The sequence below is a fragment of the bacterium genome (assembly GCA_026129405.1).
Lineage (GTDB): Bacteria > Desulfobacterota > Binatia > DP-6 > DP-6 > JAHCID01.
This window is the reverse complement of sequence record JAHCID010000004.1, coordinates 220,291-246,695: the sequence shown is the minus strand read 5'-3', so window position 1 is coordinate 246,695 and position 26,405 is coordinate 220,291. Positions and strand designations below refer to the sequence as shown.

The 26,405-nt window shown below is 74.6% G+C and carries 19 protein-coding genes; 8 read left to right on the top strand and 11 right to left on the bottom strand.

The window, feature by feature from the left end; all coding sequences use genetic code 11:
- Positions 1-144: 144 nt before the first annotated feature.
- The 3 genes from KIT14_16710 to KIT14_16700 are packed head-to-tail and all read right to left on the bottom strand — an operon-like array spanning position 145 to position 3,464.
- Positions 145-987: a lysophospholipase gene (locus tag KIT14_16710; protein ID MCW5892164.1), complete on the bottom strand. Its 843-nt coding sequence runs from the start codon at positions 985-987 to the stop codon at positions 145-147.
- Positions 984-2,474, bottom strand: coding sequence for a glycerol kinase GlpK (glpK, locus tag KIT14_16705; protein MCW5892163.1), 1,491 nt, complete (start codon positions 2,472-2,474; stop codon positions 984-986). Before glpK ends, KIT14_16710 begins: the two co-directional genes overlap by 4 nt.
- Before the next feature lie 3 nt (positions 2,475-2,477).
- The gene (locus tag KIT14_16700) at positions 2,478-3,464 is read right to left on the bottom strand and encodes a hypothetical protein (protein ID MCW5892162.1); all 987 of its coding nucleotides are present in this window, start codon (positions 3,462-3,464) and stop codon (positions 2,478-2,480) included.
- Positions 3,465-3,551: 87 nt separating this feature from the next.
- Here KIT14_16700 and KIT14_16695 point away from each other — a divergent pair, with 87 nt between their 5' ends.
- The 3 genes from KIT14_16695 to KIT14_16685 all read left to right on the top strand — a co-directional run bounded on the left by KIT14_16695 (position 3,552) and on the right by KIT14_16685 (position 6,951).
- Positions 3,552-4,691 carry a class I SAM-dependent RNA methyltransferase gene (locus tag KIT14_16695; protein ID MCW5892161.1) on the top strand — a complete coding sequence of 380 codons (1,140 nt, stop codon included), beginning with the start codon at positions 3,552-3,554 and terminating at the stop codon, positions 4,689-4,691.
- Positions 4,692-4,904: 213 nt separating this feature from the next.
- On the top strand, positions 4,905-5,891 hold the full coding sequence (locus KIT14_16690) for an aldo/keto reductase (GenBank protein MCW5892160.1): 987 nt from the start codon (positions 4,905-4,907) through the stop codon (positions 5,889-5,891).
- Between the two features lie 13 nt (positions 5,892-5,904).
- Positions 5,905-6,951, top strand: a complete 1,047-nt coding sequence (locus KIT14_16685) for an NAD-dependent epimerase/dehydratase family protein (GenBank protein MCW5892159.1) — start codon at positions 5,905-5,907, stop codon at positions 6,949-6,951.
- Positions 6,952-7,007: 56 nt separating this feature from the next.
- On the opposite strand, the gene KIT14_16680 is transcribed toward KIT14_16685, so the two are convergent.
- Complete coding sequence (locus KIT14_16680) at positions 7,008-7,526, bottom strand: hypothetical protein (protein ID MCW5892158.1); 519 nt, start codon at positions 7,524-7,526, stop codon at positions 7,008-7,010.
- Between the two features lie 337 nt (positions 7,527-7,863).
- Between KIT14_16680 and KIT14_16675 the strand changes: the two genes are divergently transcribed.
- Positions 7,864-10,092 (top strand): MMPL family transporter, encoded by a 2,229-nt coding sequence (locus tag KIT14_16675; protein ID MCW5892157.1) that lies wholly within the window; start codon positions 7,864-7,866, stop codon positions 10,090-10,092.
- A 159-nt stretch (positions 10,093-10,251) separates the two neighbouring features.
- Here the strand turns inward: KIT14_16675 and KIT14_16670 are convergent, their stop codons facing one another.
- Genes KIT14_16670 through KIT14_16660 form a run of 3 tightly spaced genes read right to left on the bottom strand, consistent with a single transcriptional unit; the run spans position 10,252 to position 14,191 of the window.
- Positions 10,252-11,490 (bottom strand): glycosyltransferase, encoded by a 1,239-nt coding sequence (locus KIT14_16670; protein ID MCW5892156.1) that lies wholly within the window; start codon positions 11,488-11,490, stop codon positions 10,252-10,254.
- Positions 11,487-12,710 (bottom strand): DegT/DnrJ/EryC1/StrS family aminotransferase, encoded by a 1,224-nt coding sequence (locus KIT14_16665; GenBank protein ID MCW5892155.1) that lies wholly within the window; start codon positions 12,708-12,710, stop codon positions 11,487-11,489. Before KIT14_16665 ends, KIT14_16670 begins: the two co-directional genes overlap by 4 nt.
- Positions 12,707-14,191 (bottom strand): hypothetical protein, encoded by a 1,485-nt coding sequence (locus tag KIT14_16660; GenBank protein MCW5892154.1) that lies wholly within the window; start codon positions 14,189-14,191, stop codon positions 12,707-12,709. Before KIT14_16660 ends, KIT14_16665 begins: the two co-directional genes overlap by 4 nt.
- Positions 14,192-14,334: 143 nt before the next feature.
- Here KIT14_16660 and KIT14_16655 point away from each other — a divergent pair, with 143 nt between their 5' ends.
- Together KIT14_16655 and KIT14_16650 are read left to right on the top strand one after the other, a co-directional pair.
- On the top strand, positions 14,335-16,890 hold the full coding sequence (locus KIT14_16655; GenBank protein ID MCW5892153.1) for a hypothetical protein: 2,556 nt from the start codon (positions 14,335-14,337) through the stop codon (positions 16,888-16,890).
- Positions 16,869-18,263, top strand: coding sequence for an MFS transporter (locus KIT14_16650; protein MCW5892152.1), 1,395 nt, complete (start codon positions 16,869-16,871; stop codon positions 18,261-18,263). The genes KIT14_16655 and KIT14_16650 overlap by 22 nt, the downstream gene beginning before the upstream one ends.
- Here the strand turns inward: KIT14_16650 and KIT14_16645 are convergent.
- The 3 genes from KIT14_16645 to aspS are packed head-to-tail and all read right to left on the bottom strand — an operon-like array spanning position 18,260 to position 21,687.
- The gene (locus KIT14_16645) at positions 18,260-19,243 is read right to left on the bottom strand and encodes a YqcC family protein (GenBank protein MCW5892151.1); all 984 of its coding nucleotides are present in this window, start codon (positions 19,241-19,243) and stop codon (positions 18,260-18,262) included. The two genes, KIT14_16650 and KIT14_16645, sit on opposite strands and share 4 nt — an antisense overlap.
- Positions 19,240-19,875, bottom strand: coding sequence for a nitroreductase family protein (locus tag KIT14_16640; GenBank protein ID MCW5892150.1), 636 nt, complete (start codon positions 19,873-19,875; stop codon positions 19,240-19,242). The genes KIT14_16645 and KIT14_16640 overlap by 4 nt, the downstream gene beginning before the upstream one ends.
- 21 nt (positions 19,876-19,896) lie before the next feature.
- Entirely contained in the window at positions 19,897-21,687 is a 1,791-nt protein-coding gene (gene aspS, locus KIT14_16635) for an aspartate--tRNA ligase (GenBank protein ID MCW5892149.1), read from the bottom strand.
- Between the two features lie 82 nt (positions 21,688-21,769).
- Between aspS and KIT14_16630 the strand changes: the two genes are divergently transcribed.
- Positions 21,770-22,498 carry a DUF4410 domain-containing protein gene (locus KIT14_16630; GenBank protein ID MCW5892148.1) on the top strand — a complete coding sequence of 243 codons (729 nt, stop codon included), beginning with the start codon at positions 21,770-21,772 and terminating at the stop codon, positions 22,496-22,498.
- 211 nt (positions 22,499-22,709) lie between these two features.
- Positions 22,710-24,128, top strand: coding sequence for a cellulase family glycosylhydrolase (locus tag KIT14_16625; protein MCW5892147.1), 1,419 nt, complete (start codon positions 22,710-22,712; stop codon positions 24,126-24,128).
- 60 nt (positions 24,129-24,188) lie between these two features.
- Here the strand turns inward: KIT14_16625 and KIT14_16620 are convergent, their stop codons facing one another.
- Positions 24,189-26,291: a PQQ-binding-like beta-propeller repeat protein gene (locus tag KIT14_16620; GenBank protein MCW5892146.1), complete on the bottom strand. Its 2,103-nt coding sequence runs from the start codon at positions 26,289-26,291 to the stop codon at positions 24,189-24,191.
- Positions 26,292-26,405: the final 114 nt, after the last annotated feature.

Here is a 26,405-nt window from a genome sequence, read left to right as displayed (position 1 = left end):
CGACGCAACGCGCGTACGCCGCCTCGAGGCTCGGAACGGCCGGAGACGCATGGCGGGCCGGAAGTACCGCGCGCGTTCGCCCCGCACATGGCGCAGGGCGCGCGGTGCGATCCCTCCGGCCGCGCCCGGGCGCGTGCGGCCGGCTCACCCCGCCAGCCAGCGATCGAGCCATGCGTCGATCGCCGCGAGCACCTTCGCCCGCTCCGCCGGGGGCTCGTTCAGCAGCTCGTGGTAGAACCCCGGCAGCATCACCGCCTCGTGCGGCGCCCCGAGCCGACTCGCCAGCTCCGACGCCCCCGCCGCCAGCACGATGCGGTCCGCGGCGCCCTGCAGCACCAGCGTCGGCGGACGCAGCGACGCCGCGCGGGCCATCGTATCGCGCTGTGCCCGGTACATCGCGCGCACGAACCCTGCCGTCGCGCGCCGATGGACGAGCGGGTCCGCGACGTACGCCGCACCGACCGCCGGATCGCGGGCCAGCGCCGACTGGTCGAGCCGCGAGCGCAGCGGCAGGCGCGGTACGACTCGGCCGAGGCCGCGCACCAGCGCCAGCAGCGCGCGCGGCGCGGCGTCGGGCACGCGCAGCGCCGGGGCCGAGAGGACGCCCGCGCGCACCGTCTCGGGATACGCGAGCAGGTAGCGGAGCCCGATGAGGCCGCCCATGCTGTGCCCGAGCAGCACGCGCGGCGTGCCGGGCCACCACTGCTCCGCGTGCGACGCCAGGGTGCGCAGGTCGGCGACCATCTCGTCGAGATCGCGGCAATGGCCGCGCGGGCCGGCGGAACGGCCGTGGCCGCGATGGTCGACGCCGGCGACGGCGAAGCCCCGGGCGACGAGGTGCGCGACCACGTGATCGTAGCGGCCGACGTGCTCGGCGTAGCCGTGCGAGACGAGCACCACGGCGCGGGGCGGTCCGTGGGGAGCGGCGCGACGCCAGTGGATCGCGATGCCGCCGTGCCCGGCGAAGCTGCCCTGCGAGGGGGTCACCCGGCGGGGCGGCTGCGCACGCGCGTGACGGCGTCGCGCCAGCCGCGCAGGAGGCCGGCGCGCGCCGCGTCCTTCATGCGCGGGCGGAAGCGCTTGTCGATCCGGCGCGCCTTCGCGAGCTCGCCGGGCGACTTCCAGAAGCCGGTGGCGAGGCCGGCGAGCGCCGCCGCACCCATCGCGGTGGTCTCGATCAGCACCGGACGCTCCACCGTCGTGCCCAGCACGTCGGCCTGGAACTGCATGAGGAAGTCGTTCGCGGTGGCGCCGCCGTCGACGCGCAGCGCCGCGAGCGCGCCGCCGGCGTCGGCGGTCATCGCGGTGACGACGTCGTACGTCTGGTAGGCGAGCGACTCCAGCGTCGCGCGCACGAGGTGCGCGGCGGTGACGCCGCGGGTGAGTCCCAGCACCGCGCCGCGCGCGTCCGCGTCCCAGTACGGCGCCCCGAGGCCGACGAACGCGGGCACGACGTACACGCCGAGCGTCGAGCCGACGCTCTTCGCGATCGCCTCGGTGTCCGCCGCCTTCTTCACGAGCTCGAGGCCGTCGCGCAGCCACTGCACCGCCGCGCCGGCGACGAACACCGCGCCCTCGAGCGCGTAGGCCGCCCCGCCCTGCGCGTCGCAGGCGACGGTGGTGAGGAGCCCGTTCTGCGACGCCACCGGCCGCGCGCCGGTGTGCAGCAGCATGAAGCAGCCGGTGCCGTAGGTGTTCTTCGCCATGCCGGGCTCGACGCAGCCCTGGCCGAACAGCGCCGCCTGCTGGTCGCCGGCGATGCCCGCGAGCGGGATGGGCGCGCCGAGCACGTCCTTCGTGGTCTCGCCGAACACGCCGCTCGACGGCCGCACCGCCGGCAGCATGGCTTCGGGCACCTCGAGCAGGCGACAGAGATCCGCGTCCCAGGCGAGCGCGTGGATGTCGTAGAGGAGCGTGCGGCTGGCGTTGGTCGGCTCGGTGACGTGCGCGGCGCCGCCCGTCAGCTTCCACACCAGCCAGCTGTCGATCGTGCCGAAGCAGAGGTCGCCGCGGGCCGCGCGCTCGTCGGCGCCGCGAACGTTCTGCAGCAGCCAGCGCACCTTCGTGCCGCTGAAGTACGGGTCGACGACGAGACCCGTCTTGCGGCGGACGAGATCGCCGGCGCCGGCGGTGCGCAGCGACTCGCAGTAGTCGGCGGTGCGGCGGTCCTGCCAGACGATGGCGCGGTGGATGGGACGGCCGGTGCGCCGGTCCCACACGACGACGGTCTCGCGCTGGTTGGTGATGCCGATGGCGGCGACGTCCTTCGCCGACGCGCCCGCGCGCCGGCACGCCTGGCGCAGCACGGCGAGGGTCACGCGCCAGATCTCCTCGGCGTCGTGCTCGACCCAGCCCGGCTTCGGGAAGTACTGCGTGAACTCGCGGTAGGCGCGCCCGGCGACGCGCCCCGCACGGTCGAGCACCAGGACGGTCGAGCCGGTGGTGCCCTGGTCGATCGCGACGACGAACGGCATGGCTCAGAGGAAGTAGCCGCGGCGGCGGCGCACGCCGTCGGAGACCAGGCCCTGGAGCCGCTCGCGCAGGCGATCGCGCAGGGTCCGCACGGCCTTCGCGTTGCGCGCGTCGGCGGCGGTGTAGCGCTCGGTCGGGTCGAGCGGGTCACCGACCAGCAGCGTCCACTTCGTCGGCAGCGGCACGAGCGTCGGCGTGATCGGCACGGCGGGCAGGCCGAGCGCGCGGCCGAGCGTCTCCAGGCGCGCGAGCACCGGATGCACCTCTTCCGAGCCGATCACCGCCACCGGCACGATCGGCGTGCCGGTCTCGATCGCGGTGCGGAAGAGCGGCCCGCGCGCGAAGCTCGCGAGCCGGTAGCGCCGTCCCCAGGGCTTGGCGACCGCGTCGGGGCCTTCGGGAAAGGCGACCACGGCATGGTCGGCCTCGAGGTGCGCACGCAGCGTCTCGGGGTCGTTCGGCTCGGCGCCGAGCCCCTTGAGCATGCCGCCGACGACGGGCAGCGCGAGCAGGCTCTCGTCGACCAGCGGGTGCGCCGTGCGACCGACCGCCACGCCGCTGCCCGAGGCCGCCTCGGCCACCATGAACGCCTCGTAGGGCAGCATCGCGCCCGAGCGGTTCGCGAGCACCAGCACGCGCCCGCGCCGCGGCAGACGCTCGAGCCCGACCACGTCGACGCGCCACCACCAATGGTAGAAGAGCTGGCGCGACAGCTCGCCGAGCGGGTTGTCGCTCGACTCGCCCATCACCCAGCGGCGCACCTGCGAGTATGCGGCGAGCGCCTCGTCGAGCGCCGTCTGGATGACCTCGGCCGCGCCCGACGCACGACCGGCGTCGACCAGCGCCTCCTCGACCTGCTTCTCCAGCGCCGCCAGCCGGCGTCCGACGTCGGCGGCGGAGGGCAGCGGAGCGAAGCGCCCTCCGCGGCGGCCGGAGCGGAGCGGGATCACACGCGACGGCGCTTCGCCGGGCGGACGCTCCGCATCGGGCATGGCCTCGCTAGGTAGGGGACGACCCCCTCGATGTCAACGCGACGCGACGGTTGACCACGCGCGCGACGCGTCGGCACACTGCCCGGCATGTCGCGCGGGCCGAGCATCGTCTGCCCGCACCGTCCGCCCTGCCCCGGCTGCCCGCGGCTGGGCGCGCCCGGCGTCGCCGCGAGCGCCGTGGCGACGCTGCGTGCGCTCGCCGCCGACGCGGGCCTGCCGGCGCCGGTCGTGGTCGACGGCGATCCGCGCGGCCATCGCCATCGCGCACGGCTGGCGGTGCGCGGGCGCGCGAGCTCGCCGAAGGTGGGCCTGTTCCAGGAGGGCAGCCACCGCATCGTCGACGTGCCGCGCTGCCTCGTGCACCACCCGCTCGTGAACGCCGTCGCCGCCGCCGTGCGCGACGCCGTCCGCGCCACCGCCACCGCGCCCTACGCGGACGCGCCCCACCGCGGGCTCCTGCGCTACGTGCAGGTCGTCGTCGCGCGCCCGACCACGACGGCGCAGGTCGTGCTCGTCGGCAACGACATCACCCCGGCGTCGCTCGCGCCGCTCGCGGACGCGCTCGCCGCCCGCCTGGGCGACCGCCTCCACAGCCTGTGGTGGAACGGCAACCCCGCGCGCACGAACACCATCCTCGGCCCGCACTGGCACCGCTGGCAGGGACCCGAGGCGATCGTGGAGACCATCGGCGGCGCGCGCGTGTTCTTCCCGCCGGGCGCGTTCGGACAGACGAACCTGCCGCTCGCCGACCACGTCGTCGCGCAGGTACACGCCTGGGTGCCCGACGGCGCGCGCGTGCTCGAGCTCTACGCCGGCTGCGGTGCGATCGGCCTCGGGCTCGTGCCGCGCGTCGCCGCCATCGCGTTCAACGAGGTCGCGTCCGGCTCGCTCGACGGGCTGCGCCTCGGCCTCGCGGCGGCGGGCGACCCGCTCCGAGCGACGCTGCTGCCCGGCCCCGCCGCCGAGCACACCGCCAGCATCTCGGAGGCCGACACCGTGATCGTCGATCCGCCCCGCAAGGGACTCGACGCGGTGACCCTGGACGCGCTCTGCGCCGCGCGCCCGGCGCGGCTGCTCGTCGTCAGCTGCGGGCTCGATGCCTTCGTGCGCGAGACCGCGGCGCTGCGCACGCGGGGCCGGATGCGGCTACGGGCCCTGAGGCCCTTCGCGCTCTTCCCGTGGACCGAGCACGTCGAGACCGTGGCCCGCTTCGAGCCCGACGCCTGAGATCAGCGGCCGCCCTTCACGCGGGCATGCCCGGACTTGCGGGCCTGCTTCTTGCGCGCCTTCACCTTCTTGGCGGCACGGTAGCGGGCGGACTTGCGCGGGCGTTTCGGCTTCTTGGTGCGGGTCATCCGGGCTCGTCTATGCGGGCGCCCGCCGCTTGTCCACCGCGGTGACCCCCTGGCCTCGGCGGCGACATCGGCATAGGCGACGAGCATGGAAGAGCGTCGTCTGGGAACCGAGGGTCTCATCGTCTCCGCCATCGGGCTCGGCTGCATGGGCATGAGCTGGGCCTACGGCGTTCCCGACGACGCCGAGTCGACCGCCACCCTGCACGAGGCGATCGAGCGCGGCTGCACCTTCCTCGACACGGCCGAGGTGTACGGCCCGTGGAAGAACGAGGAGCTGCTCGGCCGCGCGCTCGCGGGCCGGCGCGACCGTGTGGTGCTGGCGACGAAGTTCGGCTTCGCGCTGTCGGCCGAGGGCAACGTCACCGGGCTCGACAGCAGCCCCGCGCGCGGCCGCGAGGCCTGCGAGGCGTCGCTCCGGCGGCTCGGCACCGACCACGTAGACCTCCTCTACCAGCACCGTGTCGATCCCGCGGTGCCGATCGAGGAGACCGTCGGCGCCATGGCCGAGCTGGTGCGCGCGGGCAAGGTGCGCTTCCTCGGCCTCTCCGAGGCCAGCCCGCGCACGCTGCGCCGCGCGCACGCCGTCCATCCGATCAGCGCGCTGCAGACCGAGTACTCGCTGTGGCAGCGCGACGTCGAGGCCGAGGTCCTGCCGACCTGCCGGGAGCTCGGCGTCGGCTTCGTCGCCTACAGCCCGCTCGGCCGCGGCTTCCTCACCGGGCAGGCGCAGCGCGCCGAGGCCTACGCGCCCGGCGACAGCCGCCAGGGCCATCCGCGCTTCCAGGGCGACAACTTCGACGCCAACCTGCGCCTCGTCGCCGCGCTGCAGGAGCTGGCGGCGCGCAAGAGCTGTACGCCGTCGCAGCTCGCGATCGCCTGGGTCCTGGACCAGGGCGCCGACGTCGTGCCGATCCCCGGCACCAAGCGCCGTTCCTACCTGCGCGAGAACCTCGCGGCCGCCGCGCTGACGCTGAGCGACGACGACCGCGCCTTCGTCGAGGCCCAACTGCCGGTCGGCGCCGTGTCGGGCGAGCGCTACAACCCGGTCATGATGTCGATCCTCGATCGCTGAGCCGAAGGCCGCCATGAAGCCCACCCTCGTCACCGGTGCCAACGGCCACGTCGGCAACAACGTCTGCCGCCTGCTCCGCGCGCGCGGCGAGCCGGTGCGCGCGATGATGCGCGACACCGCCGACCCGGCCCCGGTTGCGGACCTCGAGGTCGAGATCGTGCGCGGCGACATCCGCGACCCCGACGCGGTCGCCCGCGCGATGGACGGCGCCGGGCGCGTCTACCACACCGCCGCCGGCTTCCTCATGTGGTCGCCCGACCCCGAGCGCGACATCGTGCGCGCCAGCGTCGACGGCACCCGCCACGTGCTCCTGGCGGCGGCCCGCGCCGGGGTCGAGAAGGTGCTGTACGTCAGCACCAGCGGCACCATCGGCTTCGAAGCGACGCCCGACCGCGTGCGCACCGAGCTCGACCACAACACGACGCCGCACACGCCCTACTTCCGCGGCAAGATCGCCGCCGAGCGCGAGGCGTTCGAAATCGCGGAGCGCACGGGCATGCCCGTCACGGCGGTGAATCCGGGCTTCATCCTCGGCCCGCGCTTCTGGAAGCCGAGCGAGTCGACGCGCCAGGTGGTCGACTTCCTGAACCAGGGCCTGCCGGTGTGGTTCGAAAGCGGCTTCGGGACGGTCGACGTCGAGGACGTCGCGCGCGGCGCGCTCCTCGGCATGGAGCGCGGACGTGATCGCGAGCGCTACATCCTCTCGGGCGACAACGTCACGGTGAAGCAGCTCCTCGACCTCGCGGCCGAGCTCTCGGGCGTACCGGCGCCGCGCCTGCGCATGCCTGCGCCGCTGCTGCGGGTGCTCGCCACCGGCATGGAGCTGTGGGGCCGGGCCAGCGGCACCCGGCCGCTGCTCGATCGTGCCCAGGTCGACGAGTTCGCCGGCACCTTCGGCTTCGTGAGCTCCGCGAAGGCGCAGCAGGAGCTCGGCTTCACCTACCGTCCCGTCCGCGACGTGGTCCGGCGCACGGTGGCCTGGGCGCTCGATCGCGGCTTCGTTCCGCCGGCACGCCGGGCGGCGCTGACGCCGCATCCGTCGCTCGCCGGCGCCTACTGACGCCGGCGCTTCGCGGCGGGGCGGCCGGCGGAGGGCCGGCCGCCCCGCGGTGCTTCTCACAGCGTCCCGCGCAGCGTCTTGAGATCGTTCTTGAACGTCGCGACGGTGGCCGTCAGCTCCGAGCGCGTGGCGTCGGAGATGTTCTTGCGGCCGCTGTTCGAGCGGACGCGGAAGCCCATCGACACGAGCACGCGGCCCGCCTTCTTGAGCTTCGTACGCGCCTGGCGCGCGTTGCCGGCCGTGCTCGCCGCCTCGGCTTCACCGAGCAGGCGCTCCAGCTTATCGGCCTGCTTCCTCAGCGTCGGCTTGGTGCGGCCGAGATCGTCGGCCCCGGCCAGCCGCACGCGGAGCGCGTCGACGCGGCATTCGAGCGAATCGAACGACACCTCGGGGGCGCATGCACCCGGCAGCGTCGTGCTGGTCGTGGACGTGGAGCTCGTCGACGTCGTGCTCGTGGCGAGCGTCGTCGACGTGGTGGTCGTGGTCTGTGCGGCCGCGAGCGCCGGCAGCGCCGCGCCGAAGGCGAGGGCCGCCATCAGCCGCCCGCGCCCGGTGTCCGCAGTTCGAATGCCCATTCGTCACCTCCTGTGGGGAATCCTGGGACGACGACGGAGCAACCCGGATGCCACGGAGAAATGTCGCGTCTGCCGGCGCCGCCGCCGCGCACTCCGCAACCCGCCGGTTTCAACCCCGTTGCAAGCGTTACACCCGATCGGGGCGCGCGACCGCCCGCGGCGTTCGCCCTCGCCGTTCCTTGACAGCGTCGGCGTACGCGCCGTAAGCCGCCTCGCGGTGGCGACTGAGACCGATCGCTCGGAGGCGACGCCGGCGGCGCGCGCGCCGTCCATCCCCCCGCCGCGGCGCCGACGGCGGTCCTGACGGAGGCGCGTGGACCGGAGCGCCCGGGCGATCGTGTCCCACCCGTGGCTCGTGCTGCTCGTCGCGGCGCTGCTCACCGGGGTGGCCGGGATCGGCCTGCGACGCCTCGGCTTCGACAACTCGAGCGAGCGCCTGCTCGTGCAGGACTCGCCCGACGCCGACTTCCTGCTCGACGTGCGCGCCGCGTTCGGCGGCGACGAGATCCTCTTCGTCCTGCTGCGCGCACCCGACGTGACGACGCCGGCCGCCGTCCGCGACCTCCTGCGGCTCGACACCGCGCTCGCGAAGGCCCCCGGCGTCGAGCGCGTGGCCAGCCTCGCGACGCTGCGCTGGCCGTGGCCGTCGGGCGACGACGTCGTCGTCGAGCGGCTGTTCGCGAGCGACGGCACGCCCAGCGACGGCGCGCCGCTGCCGGCGGTGCTCGCGCACCCCATCGTCGCGCAGACACTGCTCACGCCCGACCGCCGTGTCGCCGCGGTCCTGGCGTTCGTGCGGCCGCGACCGGAAGACCCGCGCTTCAAGGGCCGCCTCGTCGCCGCCGTCGAGCAGCTGATCGCCGATCTGACGCCCGACCTTGCGCCCGGCAGCGAGGTGCTCCTCGGCGGCGCGCCGTACGGCCAGGTCGAGATCGACGCCCTCACGCGGCGCGACCTCCGCGTGCTCGGCTCGCTCGCCTTCCTCACCATGGCGGCGTTCCTCGGCCTCACCTATCGCGGCGTCGCCGCCGTGGTGCTGCCGCTCGTCACCGTCGTGCTCTCGCTGGCGTGGACGCTCGGCATCGCCGGCGCGGCCGGGGTGTCGATCTCGGTCGTCACCTCGACGCTCGTGCCGCTCGTGCTCGCGGTCGGCACGAGCTACTGCGTGCGCGTCCTCTCGGAGTTCGGGCGCCAGCAGGACCTCGGCATGCGCGGCAGCGCCGGCGTCGAAGCGGCCCTGCGCGAGGTGGGGACGACGGTGATGTGGTGCGGCGCGGCCACCGCGCTCGGCTTCCTGCCGATGTGCGGGAGCCACATCGACGTGCTCCGCGACCTCGGCCTCCTCGCCGTGACCGCGAGCGGCATCGCCGCGGCCCTCTCGCTCACCGTCGTGCCCGCCGTGCTGACGCTGGTCGCGCGGCGCGCGCCCGGAGAACGCTCGCACGCCAGCATGCGGCCGCTCCTCGCGGCCGTCCATCGCCTGACCGACCGCCACGCCGCAGCCGTCCTCGCGACCACTGCGCTCGTCGTCGGGCTCGGCGCCGTCGGCCTGCGCTGGGTGTACGTCGACCAGAGCCCCTGGGACTGGTTCCCGGACGAGTCGCCCGTCGCCCGCTCGACGCATCTCATCGACGGCCAGCTCGGCGGCGTCCTGCCGTTCAGCCTGGTCTTCCGCAGCCCGGAGGGCCCGTGGGATCCCGCGCTGCTGCGGGCCGAGGACGCGGTCGTCGAGGCCCTGCGCGCCGACCCGCGCGTGCAGACGGTCACCAGCGCAGCCGATCTCCTGCGGCTCACCGCGACGGCGTTCGAAGGCCCCGGCGCGCCGCTGCCGGGCCGCGCCGATCTGATCGCGCAGTACGCGCTGCTGTACGACTTCGGCGACCCGGCGACGCTGGCGCCGTGGGTGCACCAGGAGAGCGGCCGCCACCACGTCCTCCTGCGCATGGCCCACGCCGGCACGATGGAGGTCGAGGCCTTCGTGGCCCGCGTCGAGGAGCATCTGCGCCGGCTGGTGCCGGCGCCGCTCGAGGCACGGCTCACCGGCACCGGGCTGCTGCGCGTCGCCACCGCCTACGAGTTCACGGCCGGGCTGGTGCGCGAGCTGCTGCTCGCGTCGCTCGCGATGACCGTGCTGCTCGCCGTCGCACTGCGCTCGCCCTGGCTCGGGCTCCTCGCCCTCCTGCCGAACCTGCTGCCGATCGTCCTGATCTACGGCCTCCTCGGCTGGCTCGGGATCCCGCTCAACGCCGCCACGGTCACGACCGGCGCCGCCGCGCTCGGCAACGCCGTCGACGACACCGTCCAGTACCTCGACCGCTACCGGCGCCTGCGCGGCACGCTCGGTCCCGCCACGCGCGAGGCCACGCTCGACGCCGTCGGCGCGCCGATGATCGTCTCGGACGTCGTGCTGGCGGCCGGCTTCGCCGTGCTGCTCGCCGCCAGCTTCGTCCCGGTGGCGACGCTCGGCCTGCTCGGCGCCGCCGCCATGACCCTGTCGCTGCTCGCGAACCTGCTCCTGCTGCCGGCGCTGGTGACCGTCTGGGAGCACTGGCGCGCGCGACGCTAGTGTCCCGCGTCCGAAGCTCGTTGCCGAAGCTCGGATGGGATCGCACCGCCCGGCGCGGCGCGACGACGAGGCATGGCCGTCGCCATGGTGAGGAGGCGCAATGCAGCCGGGCGGCGTGAGACGGCCCGAGCTTCGGTGACGAGCTTCGGACTCGGGACGTTAGGAAGGCGGGAAGCCGAGCGCCGCGTACGCCGCGCCGAGCGAGGCGGCGAAGGGCTCGGCGGCGAAGCGCGTCGCATACACCGCCGCGGCGCCGGCGGCGAGACGGCGGCGCAGGGCCGCATCGGCGGCGAGCCGGACCAGCGCCGACGCCAGCGCCGGGGCGTCGCCGGGCGGCACGAGCAGCGCGCTCTCGCCGTCGCGCACGTCCTCCGGAATGCCGTCGACCGCCGACGCTGCGATCGGCAGGCCCGCCCTCAGCGCCTCGAGCAGCGCCAGCGCCCCGCTCTGCTCCTCGCGCGACGCGAGCGCGAAGACGTCGGCCCGCCGCAGGTAGGGCTCGACCTCCGCCACCCGTCCGGCCAGCACCACCGCGCCGTCGAGGCCGAGGGCGCGCGCCCGCCGGCGGTTGTCCGCGAGCAGCGGGCCCTCGCCGATGAGACATGCGCGCAGCGGCGTGCCGCGGTCGCGGGCGAGGGCGAGCGCATCGACGAGCACGTCGACGCCCTTGCGCGAGTGGCTGCGCGCGACGCTGACGACGAGCGGCGCGCCGGCGGGACGCAGGACCGCGATCTCGGCCGGCACGGCGCCGGGCTCCGGCGGCGGCAGGAAGGCCGACTCCGGCCCGTACGCGACGCGCTCGACGCGTACCGTGGGGCCGTGCTCGGCGAGGACGAGACGGCGCACCGACTCGTAGTTCACGAACACGCGGGCCGCGCCGCGGTACGCCGCGCGCTCGTAGCGATGCACCACCGCCCGCGCCCAGGCCGCCTGGGCGCGATAGCCCAGCGCGACGCGGACGGGCGCGTCGCGCAGGCCGCGCACCAGCGAGTCCGACTCGACGCGGTAGGTCGTATACGAGCCGATCACCGCCACCGCCGTGCGCCCCCGCCGGCGCAGGCGCGCGCAGCCGTCGACCGCCGCCGCGCCCCACACGCCGAAGCCGTGCGCCAGCACCGGCCCCGGCCGTGCCGCCGCCAGCGTGACCAGGCCGCGGGCGAGGATCGGCGCGTGACCGGGGATCATCAGCTGACGCAGCGGCCGGAACGGCGAGCGCAGGCGGCGGATCGTGCCGAAGTCGGTCTCGCGCACGCGCGCCGTCGCGCCCACGCACAGGATCTGCGGGGCGTAGCCGGCGCGCACGGCGGCGCGCGCGCAGGCCCGCACGTAGACCGAGTGGCCGCCGCCCGGCTCCTCGAGCGGATCCTTGCCGGCGACGAAGACGAGCAGCGGCCTCATCTGCGCGCGCGGCGGATCTCGCGCGCGACGTAGGCGACGTCGGCGTCCGAGAGCGACGGCCCCGACGGCAGATAGAGCCCCGTCCGTCCGAGGCGCTCGGCCACCGGATACGACTCGCCGCGATGGGCGCGGAAGTAGGCGGGCTGCACGTGCAGCGGCACGAAGAAGGTCCGCGTCTCGATGCCGCGCGCGGCGAGCCGCCGGCGCAGCTCGTCGCGCGTGCAGCCGAAGCGCGCGGCGTCGACCGTGATCCCGAACATCCAGAAGACGTTGCGCACCTCGGGCCGCTCGACGGGCAGCCCGAGCCCCGGCACGTCGGCCAGCGCCGCCAGGTAGCGGTCGCGGTTCGACCGGCGGCGGGCGACGAGATCGGCGAGGCGCTCCGTCTGCGCGAGGCCGACGGCGGCCTGGAGGTTCGTCATGCGGTAGTTGAAGCCGACGGAGCGGTGCCAGAAGTGACGCTCGGTGGAGAAGCAGAGCGCGCGCAGCTCGCGGGCACGCGCGGCGACCGCGGCGTCGTTGGTCGTCAGCATGCCGCCCTCGCCCGTCGTCAGCACCTTGTTGCCGTAGAACGAGAACGCGGCGACGTCGCCGAGGCTGCCCGCCGGGCGGCGGCGATACATCGCGCCGTGCGCCTCGGCGGCGTCCTCGACGACGACGAGGCGATAGCGCCGGGCGACGGCGTGGACGGCGTCCATGTCGCACGGATGGCCGTAGATGTGGACGGGCACGATGGCGCGCGTGCGCGGCGTCACCTTGGCGGCGAGCCGGGTGGCGTCGAGGTTCCAGGTGTCGGGCTCGGCGTCGACGAGGACCGGGACGGCGCCGAGCAGCGCCGCGGCGTTGGCGGTGGCGATCATGGTGAACGCCGGCATCAGCACCTCGTCGCCGGGGCCGACGCCGGCGGCGCCGAGCGCGAGGTGCAGCGCCGCCGTGCCGCTCGAGCAGGCGACGCCGTGGCGGCATCCCACCGCCTCGGCGAACGCCTCCTCGAAGCGGCGGACGAACGGCCCCGCCGACGAGATCATGTTGGTGTCGAAGCACTCGAGGACGTAGCGGCGCTCGTTGCCGTCGAGCAGCGTCTCGCACACCCGCAGCGGCGCGGCGGGCGCCGGCTCGTCCGCGCTACCGGCGGGCTCGCCGAGCACCGGCTCGGGATCGGGGACGAGATGGCGGATCGTCTCCAGCTCGTCGGGGGTGAGGTCCTGCGGTGCGATCATGTCGCCTCCATGAGGGGAGCCGTGATCCAGGCGGCGAGGTGCCGCGTGCGGGCGAGCGCGGCGGCGTCGTCCGCCGCGTCGGCGGATTCGAAGACGCCGTCGAAGATGGCCGCGAGCCCGTCGCGCAGCCGCTCGTCGACGAGCGCCAGGTAGGCGCGACGATAGCCGGGCGCCGGCAGCGCCGCCCCGCGCGCCAGCACGCGGCGGCGCAGCGCCGCATAGCTGCGCAGCGCCGCGACCACGCGCCGGTCGAGCAGGCGCCCCGGCGCGCCGGCGGCGAGGCGACGCGCGACCAGCAGCGGCGACACCGCGCGCAGCTCGCGCACGACGTGTCCGTGCAGCGACGCCTTCACCCGGTCGTCCGGCAGGTCGTCGCCGCTCGGCTCGGCCGGCGCCCAGTCGCGCAGCGCCGGCAGCAGGCGCAGGAGGTCGATGCCCATGACGGCCGGATCGCCGCCCGCCGACAGCGCCGTGAGCGCGACGCGCAGGCACTGCGCGCACGCGCTGCACGCGGCGTCGTCCGGACCGACGCGCCAGCACGAGTACTGGAGGTCGCGCAGGTCGTGGTAGCGCGTCCACAGCAGACGCTGCACCTGACCGCTGCGCAGCGGGTAGTTCGTCGAGCCGTAGCGCAGCCCGTGGCGCGACAAGAGCGCGTCGAGCGCGCACTGCGTCACCGCCGAGTACATGAAGTGCGGATGCTGCACGACGAAGCCGTCGCGCACGACCGTCTCCTGCAGCTCCGCCTCGGAGGCGAGGAAGACGCGCGGCGCGCCGCGCACGAAGGCCACGACGAGCGCCGACGCCAGGTAGAGGAACGTGTCGCTGATCTCGTTGACCGCGATCGTGTGCCCGCGCAGGCGGGCGAAGTCGTTGTGCCAGGCGGCGCGGAGGTCGGAGTGGACCTCGACCAGCTCGAGCTGCCGCCGGCGCACCACCTCGGCCGTGAGCGCGCGCCGGCGCGGCGTCACGTGGTCGTGCATCGGCGGCATGGGCGACGTCGTCATCACCGCGATCGGCCGCTGGCCCAGCTCGGCCAGCAGCCCGAGCTGGAGGAGGCTGTCCTTGCCGCCGCTGAACGCGGTCACGCTGCCCCCGTCGTCGGGCGGCGGCGGCTGTGGGGCGGCGCGCGGGCCGTCGTCCCACAGCTCGATCGCACGCGCGACGTCGCGACCGCCGCGCGACGCCTCCAGCGTGGCCACGGCGGCGTCGCACAGGCGCAGCCAGAACTCGCGCTCGCCGTGCGCGAGCGCCCACGGCAGCTCGACGCGGCACGGCCGCAGCAGCGTCCAGTGGCTGTGGAGACAGAGGAGCGCGACCGTGCGCCAGAGCGCGACCGGCACGGCGCCGAGCGGCAGCGTCGGGGGGAAGCGCAGGTGGAACTCCTGCGCACGGTACAGCGGCGACTCGGGCTCGACCTCCCACCGGAAGACCGCCGCGTGCGCCGTCACGACCGGCTCGTGGAGCACGATGCGGATCATCGACGGGCGGGAGGGATGGCGACCGACACGCGCGGCCTCCCCTTAGCACCGCCGTCGGGCGCCCACCAAATCCCGCGCCGCGCCGGCACCGGCGGCGAGCGACTCAAGTTCGCGCGCCGATGCGCCGATGCTGCGTCCCGGGGATGCGACACACACGGCGGTGGATCGGAGGGCTCGGGCTGGTGCTCGGGATGGCGGGCGGCGCAGGCGCCCAAGCGTGGGACTGCGAGGCGCCGCTCGGCCCGTCGATCGCGTCGATCCGGCCGTTCCTCGTCGGCCGCTGCTACGAGCAGCTGGCCGGCTGGGCCCCCGACCTCCGCATCCGCGCCACCGGGCCGATCGTCGACGGCAACTACTTCTCGGTCCACGGCGACGTGCGCGTGCACTATCCGCCCGCGGTGCTGGCCTGGCTCGCCGACGGCCGCCCGCCGGAGCACGTCTTCCCCGACGGCACGCTGGTCGTGAAGGAGCAGTATGCGGGTCCGGGCGCGACCGACCCGACCGCGCTCGGCGGCTGGACGATCATGCTGCGCGCCGGCGACGCGTCCCGCGACGGCTGGTTCTGGGCCTACGTCGACGCGCACGACCCGAGCTGGGACAGCGGCGAGACCTTCCTTCCCTACTGCATCGGCTGCCACGCGGCCGCCAACAACCCGCATTTCCTGTTCGCCAGCCTCGCCAACCTGACCGGCCCCATCGTCACCTACGGCGACATCGACACCGGCGCGCCCGACGTGCCGAGCGCACCAGGCCCGCACGTACCGCCGTACGTGCCCGCCGACCTGCCGCAGCCGCTCGCCGCGCCCGACCCCGTCTTCGTCGCGCGCTACGCCGAGATGGCGCCGCCCGCGAGCGCACTGCCCCTGCCCTCGGCGACCTTCGACCACGTCGTCCCGCGCCCGGGTACGCCCGAGCACTTCGTCACCAGCGACGTGTGCGGCGGCTGCCACGACGCCGACTCGCTCCTGCACGGCCTCTACCCGAACATGATGCTGCGCGTGCAGGAGCAGAACCTGAACCTCTCGCCGCTCGGCGAGTGGAGCGCGTCGCTCATGGGGCTCGCCGGCCGCGATCCCGTGTTCCGCGCCCAGCTCGAGTCGGAGCGCGCGCTGCGCCCCGAGCTGGGCGACGCGATCGACGACTTCTGCCTCACCTGCCACGGCGCCGCCGGCAAGCGCGCGCTCGAGATCGACAGCGGCGGCAGCGAGCGCCTGTCGCTGGCCGACCTCTACGCCACCGAGGGCCCGAAGGCGCGCTACGCCGCGCTCGGCCGCGACGGCGTCACCTGCACCGTCTGCCACCACATCGCCGCCGACGGTCTCGGCACGCCGGCGACGTTCACCGGCCGCTTCCCGCTCGGGCCCGCGGACGAGCTCTACGGGCCCTACGACGACCCGCGCCCGTACGCGATGGAGCAGGCCGTCGGCGCGACGCCGGTGCACGGAGCGCACCTCGAGGACTCGGCGCTCTGCGGTACCTGCCACACGGTCTACACGCCGATCCTCGACGTCGGCCGTCCGTACACGCCCGGCGAGATGGCGAACGCGCCGCGCGCGCACGAGCAGACGACGTACTTCGAGTGGGTGAACAGCGCCTTCTCCGAGCCCGGCACGTTCCGCAGCTGCCAGAGCTGCCACATGCCGGATCATTTCGACGACCCGGCGAAGCCGCTCGCGTTCCGCATCGCCAACATCCAGGACGAGCGCTACCCGTACTTCGAGCACGCCGCGCCGGCGGCGGACGTGACCCTGCCGATCCGCCAGCCCTACGCGCGCCACACGCTGGTCGGCATCAACCTCTTCGTCATGGAGATGTTCCAGCAGTTCCCCGATCTGCTGGGCATCGTGCCGGTCGACGGCAACATCTCGAGCGCGCAGAACGCGGCCCTGAGCCTTCTCGTCGCACAGGCCGCGTCCGAGCGCGTGGCGCGCGAGCAGACGGCGACCGTCGAGGTGACCGACCTGCGCCGCGTGCGCCGCCGCGGCCGCACGCCGGCGGCGCTCGAGGTCGCCGTGCGGGTGACGAACCTCGCCGGGCACCGCTTCCCGTCCGGCGTCGGCTTCCGGCGCGCCTTCCTCGAGCTGGTGGTCGAGGACCGCCGCGGCCGCGTGCTCTGGGCCTCGGGCCGCACCTCGCCGCTCGGCGTGATCCTGGCCCCGGACGGCTCGCCGCTCGAGACCGAGTTCAGCACCACGGTCTGGCAGCCGCACCGGGACGTGATCGACGACCAGACGCAGGTGCAGATCTACGAGGAGCGGCACCGCGACTCGGCGGGCAACCTGACGACCAGCTTCCTCGCGCTCAGCGAGGACGTGAAGGACAACCGCCTCGAGCCCCTGGGCTGGTCGACGACCAAGCCGTTCGCGGAGGAGACGCGGCCCGTCGGCGTCGCCGATCCGTCGTACTTCGACGGCAGCGGCAGCGACGACCTCGTCTACCGCGTCCCGTTGCGCACGGTGCGCAAGGCGGCGCGGGTACGCGTCACGCTGCACTACCAGTCGATCCCGCCCTACTGGCTGCGCGACCGCTTCCAGACCGCGCAGGGACCGGAGACGCAGCGCCTCTACTACATCGCCAGCCGGCTCGACCTCGCCGGCCAGGCGATCTCGGGCTGGACGCTGCCGGTCGCGCGCGACGAGCGCCTGCGGCATGGCCGCGGCCGGCAGCGGTGGAACCGGTGGGCCGCGCCGGCGTCCTGATCGTCCTCGTGAACGCGCTGGCCGGCGTCGGTCTCGCGTCGCTCGGCATCGCGCTGCCCGCGCTCGGCGCCGCGCTCGGCACCAGCCCGGCGCGCGTGCTCTGGCTGGTCGACGCGTTCCTCGTCGCCACCGTGTGCGCGACGCCGCTGACGCCGTTCCTGCTGGAGCGCTTCGGCGCGCGCCGGGTCATGCTCGGCGGCATCGCGGGGACGTGCGTCGCGTCGGCCGCCGCCGCCGCGACGCCGAGCCTCGGACCGCTGCTCGGGCTCGCGTTCGTGCAGGGGCTGTGCGTCGCGCCGCTCCTTCCCGCGACGCAGGCGCTCGTCGTCGCGCGCTTCCCCGAGCGGCATCGCGCCGTCGGCATGGCGCTGTGGGGCGGCGGCAGCGCCGCGGGAACGCTGCTCGGGGCGCTGGCGGGCGGCTGGCTCTGCCTGCACGTCGGCTGGCCGGCGATCTTCGCGCTCGCCCCGGCCCTCGCGCTGGTGGCGCTGCCGCTGGTCGCGCGCGCCGTGCCCGCCGAGCCGTCGCGCGCCGTCCCCGTCGACTGGTTCGGGCTCGCGGCCTTCGGCGGCGGCATCCTCGCGCTGAACCTCTTCCTCACCATCGGCGACGACGTCGACTGGCACCACGCGCCGGCCCTCTTCCTCCTGCCGCTCGCCGCCGCCGTCGGACTCGGCGCCTTCCTGCGCCACGCCCGCCGGACGCCGCGGCCGATCGTCGACCTCGCGCCGCTCGCGAACCACGACCTCGCGACCATGGTCGTCCTCTGCTTCGGCATCGGCGCGTTCTCGACCGCCTTCTTCCAGACGGCGATGCTCGGCAGCGTCGTCGGCTTCGACAGTGGGTTCCTCGGCATGCGCGGCGCGTGCGCGGGCGCGGCGCTGCTGCTCGGGCTCGCCGCCGCCGGGCGGATGCTCGGCGTCACGCGGCCGCTCGCGGTGTTCGCCGCCGGGCTCGGGCTGCTGCTGGTCGGCAAGTACGGCTTCACGCACTACGCGCCGGGGCTCTCGCCGCTCGGCGCGATCTGGCCCGCAGCCGTGAGCAGCGTCGGCTTCGGGGTGGTGTCCGCGGTGCTGGCGACGCTGGCGTTCCGCTCGCTGTCGCCGTCGCAGGTGCCCGCGGCGGCGGGGCTCTTCGTGCTCGGCCAGCAGCTCGGCTACGCGCTCGGCGTCGCGGCGCTCGACGCCTTCCTCCAGGTACGCACCGAGCAGCTGCTCGCGGGCGGGCATCCCGGCGCCTTCGCGACGGAGCTGGCGTTCCTCGAGCTGTTCTGGGTCGAGCTGGCGGCGTCGGTGCTGCTCCCGGTGCTCGTGCTGCTGCGCCGCGCGCCGGCGCTGGCGCCGCTGTCGGCCGCGGTCGCGCCGCCGGCCTAGTGTCCCCGCTGCCGCCGCCGGACGCGGCGCACCACGAGCAGCAGGATCGGCACGCACACGAGCACCACCGCGCCGATGCCGGCGGCGGTATCGACCCAGCCGGGCGTGCGCGTCTCGAGGTCGAAGAGCTGCGGCTCCGGCGTCCCCAGCGGCAGCCGCGACGCCACCTCGTCCAGGCCCGCGCGCGTCGGCTCGGCGGCGGCGACCGCGAGGATCACGACCATCTCCTGCGCCGCCGGCCCGAGGCCCTGCGCCTCCGGATCGACGCCGACGCGCACGAGCCAGGCGCGGATCGTCTCCGCAGCGGGCGGCGCCGCGGCGGCGAACGGCAGCGGCTCGGCGACGTGCGCGAAGTCGCCGGGCACGGGGATGCCGCGGCGGTGGAGGGAGAGAAGGCCGTCGCCCGGCACCAGGCGGCCGTCGTCGCGGACGCCGGCGGAGAACGTGGCACGCAGCGGGACGTGGGCGTCGCTCGGCGGGATGGTCCCCTCGAACGACGCCGTCACCGTCGGCAGGAACCAGCCGCGCAGCGCGGTCGACGCCCAGTCGCTCGCCGCGATCGCGATCAGCACGCCGACCACGGCCGCGAGCCCCCCCGCCGCCCGGGCGCGCATGAACAGGGCCATTCCCTGCGCGGGCGCGGCGGCCGGCCCCGGAGCCGCCGCGCCCGCGCGCGCCGATCCCGGCAGCCCGTCCACCCGGCGCAGGACGTCGACGAGCGGGCCCATGTCGTCGCGCCCGTCGAACTCCCGCACCGCGTGCCCGGCGAGGTTGCTGGACGGCGGCAGCGGCGCGCCGGTCCGCGCGATCTCGCGCAGGCGCGGTACCAGCACGAGCTGGATCCAGTGCTCGAACGGCATCGCGTCCATGCCGAAGGGCGCCGCGAAGGGGCGCAGCGGCGGCGGCTCCGTCCACGCGCCGAGCCGGCGCATGGTCCGCTCGACGTCGTCCGCCGCGGCGGTGATCCGGTCGGCGGTCACGGGAAGAGCGGCGTGCCCCAGGCGTCGGCGAAGCAGGAGGCGGCGAGCGGGCGGCGCGCGACGCGCTTCGGGAACGGCTGCGACGGCCAGCCGAGCGCGACCAGCGCCGCGGTCGCGACGCCCTCCTCCGGGATGCCGAGCAGCGCCTTCACCTCGGGCTCGACGGCGCAGAGGAGCGTCGTCAGCGCCGTGCCGAGGCCCTCGTTGCGCGCCCCCAGCAAGACGTTCTGCACGCTCGGATAGACCGACGCGCCGCCGACGATCGAGAGACGCCCGAGATGCCGGTCGGTCGCGAGCAGGTCGCCGAGCAGCGCGCAGACGACGAGCAGCACGGGCACGTCGGCGAGGTGGCGCGCGAAGTGGTCGGCGTTGGCGAGCAGCGTGGGGAGCGGCGCGCCCGGCCTGGTCGTGGCGCGCCCGGCGTACTGCTCCCAGAGCGGCAGGTAGAGCGCGGCGAGCTGCCGGCGCTTGTGCGCATCGCGCACCGCGATCCAGCGCACGCCCTGGCGGTTGCCGCCGGTGGGCGCATGGCGGCCGGCGTCGAGCACGCGGCGCAGCACGTCGTCGGGGACCGGGTCCGGCCGGTAGAAGCGGCACGCCGGCGTGCTCGACACCACCTCGCGAAAGTCCATGCGGCTCCTCGGCCGCCGCGCTCACGCCTTGCGCGGCGGCGGTACGTCGATCTTGAGGTGCAGCTCCTTCAGACGCTCGGGCGGCACCGGCGCCGGCGCCTGCATGAGCAGGTCCTGCGCCTTCTGGTTCAGCGGGAAGGCGATGACCTCGCGGATGTTCGGCTCGTCGGCGAGCAGCATGACGATGCGGTCGATGCCCGGCGCTGTGCCGCCGTGCGGCGGCGCGCCGTAGCGGAACGCGTTGAGGAGCCCGCCGAAGCGCGCCTCGACCTCCTCCGGCCCGTAGCCGGCGATCGCGAACGCCTTCATCATGATGTCCGGGCGGTGGTTCCGGATCGCGCCCGACGACAGCTCGACGCCGTTGCAGACGATGTCGTACTGCCACGCCTTGATGGTCAGCGGGTCCTGCGTCTCCAGCGCCTGCAGCTCGCCCTGCGGCATCGAGAACGGGTTGTGGCTGAAGTCGATCTTCTTCAGGTCGTCGTTCCACTCGTACATCGGGAAGTCGACGATCCAGCAGAAGCGGAAGGCGTCCTTCTCGATCAGCTCGAGCTCGTTGCCGAGCCGCGTGCGAACCTGGCCGGCGGCCTTCTCGGCGCCCGCGCGCTCCTGGCAGACGAAGAAGACGGCGTCGCCGTCGGCGAGACCCGCCGCCTCGCGCAGCGCCGCGAGCTCGCCGTCGGCGAGGAACTTCGCGATCGGCCCGCGCGCCTGCCCTTCGGCGAAGACGATGTAGCCGAGGCCGGGGAGACCCAGCTCCTTCCCCCAGTCGTTCAGCTTGTCGTACTGGCTGCGCGACCACTTCGCCGCGCCGGGCGCCGGGATGCCGCGCACGACCGCGCCCTGCGCGATCGCACCCGCGAACGCCTTGAAGCCGCTCGTGCGGAAGACGTCGGTGAGGTCGGCGATGCGGATCGGGTTGCGCAGGTCGGGCTTGTCCGAACCGTAGCGCAGCATCGCCTCGTCGTAGGGGATGCGCACGAACGGCGCCGGCGACACGGTGCGACCGCCCCCGAACTCCTCGAACACGCCGTGCAGGACCGGCTCGACGGCGGCGAAGACGTCGTCCTGGGTGACGAAGCTCATCTCGAGGTCGAGCTGGTAGAACTCGCCCGGCGAGCGGTCGGCACGGCTGTCCTCGTCGCGGAAGCACGGCGCGATCTGGAAGTAGCGGTCGAAGCCCGCGACCATGAGCAGCTGCTTGAACTGCTGCGGCGCCTGCGGGAGCGCGTAGAAGCTGCCCGGATAGAGCCGCGAGGGGACGAGGTAGTCGCGCGCGCCCTCGGGCGAGCTCGAGGTGAGGATCGGCGTCTGGAACTCGGTGAAGCCGGCGTCGGTCAGGCGGCGGCGGATCGACGCGATCACCTGCGCGCGCAGGATGATGTTCCGGTGGATGCCCTCGCGCCGCAGGTCGAGGAAGCGGTAGCGCAGGCGCAGATCCTCGGGCGTGTCGGCGTCGGCGTTCACCGGGAACGGCAGCGTCTCGGCCGTCGAGAGCACCGTCAGCTCGCGGATCGCGATCTCGATCGTGCCGGTCGCGAGCTCGGGATTGACCGTCTCCGCCGAGCGACGCCGCACCTCGCCCGCCACCTGCACGACGGCCTCGGAGCGCAGCGCCTCGGCGTCTTTGAAGAGCGGGCTGGTGACGTCGATCACGCACTGCGTGACGCCGAAGTGGTCGCGCAGATCGAGGAAGAGCAGCTGGCCGTGGTCGCGCTTGCGGTGCACCCAGCCCGCGAGCCGAACGGTCGTGCCCGCGTCGGACTCGCGGAGCTGGCCGCAGGTATGGCTGCGATAGTGGGTCTGGGACATCCGGCGTCGGCTATCGCGCCGGACGAGCGCGCGCAACCCGCGCATGGCCGCCCCGTGCCTCGCATGATAGGCGCTCCCACCGATGAGAACGCTCCCCCTACTCGCCCTCGTCGTCCTCGTCGCCGCCTGCGCCGCCCGCGGCGGCGGCGGCAACTACATGACCGGCCAGGCGACGGTGACGACCGAGCCGGTCGGACGCGACGCCGACGTACCCGCCCCCCGCGCCATCTACGTCGGCAGCTTCGTCACCGACCCCGCCGCCATCGAGGCCCCCGGCGGCGTCATCGGCGAGGGCGAGCAGCTGCTGTCCGACCGCCCCCGCCTCCTCGGCGGCGAGGGCCCGCTGCAACGCCGCGCCGCCGCCGACCAGCCGACGCCCGAGGGCGTCAGCGACACGCTCGAGGCCGCGATCACGAGCGGCCTCGACGAGGCCAACCTCGGCATCCCCGTCTACCGCCTCGCCCCCGGCGCGCCGCCGCCCGAGCACGGCTGGCTCGTCACCGGCGACGTCGTCTCCGTCGACCCCGGCAACCGCGCCGAGCGCGCCGCCGTCGGCTTCGGCGCCGGCGCCGCGACGGCCAAGGTCGACGTCTCGGTCGACGCCATCGACGGCCCCCGCCGCATCCCGGCGATCCGCATGAGCACCGCCGCCGACAGCGGCCACATGCCCGGCGGCGCCGTCACCATGAACCCGTACGTGATCGCCGCGAAGTTCGTGCTGGGACGAAACGCGACGGCGAAGGACCTGCAGCGCCTGGGCGGCGCGATCGCGCAGGAGATCGCGACCCGCGCGCGCGCGTCGGGAGGGTGAGGGGCCGCGAGCCGCGAGGCGCCGCTCGTCGCGGCGCGCTTCCACGGCTCGGTGGCGCGCGCCGATCGTGCACCGTGGGGGGAGGCGATGGGGCCCACCGGGACGACCGATGGCCTCGCGGCCGCGTCGCGAGGGACGCCGCCGGCACGGCTTGCGACATCCCCGGGCATCTCCGTTGACACCCCGCTCCCCGCGGTGGGATCACGCGCCCATGCGCCGCCTCGCCGCCCTCGCGCTCACGCTTCTCCTCGCCGCGCCGGCCCTCGCCTCCACCGGCTGGCTCCACACCGACGACCACTGGATCCGCGACGCCCGCGGCCGCGTCGTCCTCTTGCGGGGGCTCAACTACTCCGGGCTCGAGTTCGGCAACTTCGTCGGGCGGCAGAACGGGCCGGCGCAAGAGGACTTCGTGCAGATGGCGGCGTGGGGGGTGAACGTCGTCCGCCTGCCCGTCGCGTGGCATTACCTCGAGCCGGCGCCGGGGGTGTTCGATCGGGATCACCTGCGGCGGAACGTCGATCCGATCGTCGCCTGGGCGCGGCGGAACGGGATGCGGGTGGTGCTCGAGCTGCATCAGTTCCAGTGGTCGCCGTGCGTCGGGGGGAACGGCGTGCCGGCGTGGAGCTGCGAGGGGAAGGGATACGGCCGCGACTTTCTCGGCGGCTGGGAGGCGCAGCACGACTTCTGGGCCGGGGCGCTCGCGCCCGACGGGGTGCCGCTCGTCGAGCACCTCCTGCGGGTGTGGGAGCGGGTCGCGAAGCACTATCGGCGCTCGCGGACCGTCGTCGGCTTCAACTTCCTGAACGAGCCGCTCGACGTGTACGCGACGCAGACGTTCGAGCACGACACGCTCTACCCCTTCTACCGCGAGGCCGTCCGGCGGGTGCGTGCGGTGAAGGCGCGACAGATGATCGTGCTGGAGCCGCCGGTGACGCGGAACCTCGGCATACCCGCGAAGCCGGAGCCCGTCGGCGACGACGACCTCCTCTATGCGCCGCACCTCTACACGGTGACCGGCGGCCTCGAGGACCTCGCCTACGACGGCGACCGCGCCAAGATCGACGCGGACTACGCGCTGGCGGCGCGCGAGGCGTCCGTGCAGGGAGCCGTCCTGTGGCCGGGCGAGTACGGCGGCGTGGTCGACCGCTTTCCCGCGCAGACGACGCTCTTCTGGCACCACACGCTCGACGAGCAGGACGAGCGCCTCGTCGGCGGTGCGGGGTGGGCCTACTTCCCGAGCGGCAACGGGTTCTCCGTCGTCACCGCGCGCGGCGAGGAGAAGCCGGGGGTGGTCGACGCGCTCGTGCGGCCCTACCCGATGGAGACGGCGGGCATCCCGCTGTCGATCGCATGGGACCGCAGCGCGAGCGGCGCGTTCGTCTACTCCTTCGCCGAGGACACGAGCCGGCGCGTCGCCGACCCGACGGTGATCTTCGTGCCCGAGCGCCACTTCCCGAACGGCTTCACCGTCGAGACGTCGCCGGGCGACGTGGCGATCGTGCGCGCCGGCCGGCAGCAGGTGTGGATCCGGCGCGACCGCACGCGTGCCGTGCACACCGTGACGATCCGCCCGCTGGCGCCGCCGGCGATCCCGGCGGCGCACGGCGGCGGCGCCGCACGGCGACCCTAGGATCCCGAGACCCTAGTGTCCCGAGTCCGAAGTTCGTCACCAAATCTCGGACTCGGAACACTAGAAGCCGAAGCCCGCGATCGCGGCGCGGCTGCGCGCGGCGATCGCGTCGAGCGTCGCCTTGCAGGACTCGGCGATGCGCTTCTTCGCGTTCCGCGCGCGCACGGCCTTGGCCGTCAGCGCAGCGACGCCGTCGAGCTGACGCGCGGCCGCCTGGCGGCGCTTCTCGATCTTGGCGCTCGCGGCGCCCTTGGCCGCGAGCGCCGTAGCCTTGTTCAGCTGCTTGGTCGCGCCGCGCGTGCGCTTGGCGAGCGCCTTCGCCAGGCCCTTCGGCAGCGGCGCGCCGTCGCAGCTGGCGGCGGTGAGGCCGGCGAGCGCGCAGTCGAGGTCGGCGCGCGTGCCGACGGCGCCGGCACAGGCGCCGGCGGCGCACACGTCGCCGCTGGTGCAGGCGTCGCCGTCGTCGCAGAACGCGGTGTTGCTCGTCGTGACGCAGAGGCCGGCGCCGTCGCAGGCGGCGTCGGTGCAGACGTTGCCGTCGTCGGTGCCGCAGGCGGTGCCGGCGGCGGCCGGCGTGCACGCGAGCGTGCAGCAGTCGGCGGCGTCCGCTGCCGCGAAGTCGCAGGCCTCGCCGGCGTCGAGGACGCCGTTGCCGCACAGCGACAGCGCCACCACGCCGCCGGTGCCCGGCGTGCTGAGCGTCCCGTAGGGCACGAAGACGGTGTCGCCCGCGACGGTCGCGCGGCCGATGGACGGTGCCGGCACGCGATAGGTGGCGAGGCGCGTGCCGCTCGCCGCGTCGACCGCGAAGAACTCCGACGAGTCGTCGGCGGCCTTCGTGTTCGTACCCGCGAAGACGACGCCGTTCGCGACCGAGGCCGACGACCAGCTCGAGCCGATCTCGTGCGTCCACAGCGTGGCGCCGGCGTTGCTGGCGTCGAAGGCCTGGAGGTGCTCGGGCGCCGGCAGGCAGATGCCGCCGGGGCACTGCGCGTCCGAGGTGCAGCCGACGCGATGGTCGTTGGCGCACACGCGCGACGGGATGAGCGAGTTCAGCGCGGCGTAGACGCGGTCGCCCGACACGGCGAGGGCGCCGTTGAACAGGCCGAAGCCGGCGGTGCCGGGCGAGATGGGCGTCGGCTGGACGGCGTTCTCCCATACGATCGTGCCCGTCTGCTCGTCGAACGCGTAGAGCGTGCCGCTCTTCGCCGCCGAGAGGATGAGCGTGGCGCCGGGCAGCACGAGACGATGCGGACCGTTGAGGAAGCCGAAGTCGTGGTAGCCGGCCTTCGGGTTCGTGCAGGTGCCGCCGACGCCGGCGCAGTCGGCGTCGAGGTTGCAGTCGACCGAGCCGTCGTTGGCGCAGTAGCCGAACTGCTCCGGCGGCGTGACCCGGTTCTTCCAGATGGTCTCGCCGGTCGCCGCGTTCAGCTTGAACATCGTCTCCGAGTCGCCGATCGACGGGAACGAGAAGCAGCCGACGGTGTTCATGTAGACGAAGGCGCCCGTCGGATCGACGGCGACCGTCGCGGTGACGCCCGCGCCGCGCCCGATGACGCAGCTGCCGCCCGACGGGCAGTCGCCGTCGTCGTCGCACTCGGTGCCGGTGTCGGTGGTGCAGATCTTGTCCGGCACCGTCTGGTGGGTCCACAGCAGATCGCCGGTCGCGAGGTCGAGCGCGATGAGCCGGCCGCGCGTACACGGGTCGTCGGAGATCGAGGCGATGCTGACGAACAGGCGGCCGTTGGCCGCGTTGGGCGCCGACCAGATGGCGTCGGGGAAGTCGGGATTGCCGACGTTGCGCGTCCAGCGCTCGGCGCCCGTGGCCTTGTCGACGCAGGTGACGAACGTCCCGGCACCGGCGCACACGGTGTCCGGCAGGACGAGGGTTCCGCCGAACAGCAGCCCGGGCACCGTCGCCGACCACTTGTTGGCGCCGGTGACGAGATCGAGCGCGTAGAAGCGACCGCCGCTCCAGCCCGCCGCGTAGAGCGTGTCGCCCTCGACCACGAGCGGTCCGGTCACCGGCCCGAGCGCGCGGGTCCAGCGCACGCCGAGCGAGCCGACGGTCTGTGGCGAGATCTCCGCCGCGTGCGCCGACACGAGGACGAGCGCGAGCAACGGGACGGCAAGGCGCGTCAACGACGCGGGCGTGGGTCGCACGCTCGGCGCCTTACCAGCGGGCGATTCGGAGGGTCAATGCCGTTCGGTGCAACGGAACGACCGTTGGCGCCCACCGGCGTACGACGCGAGGAGCACGCTCGGGCGCGGACGTGG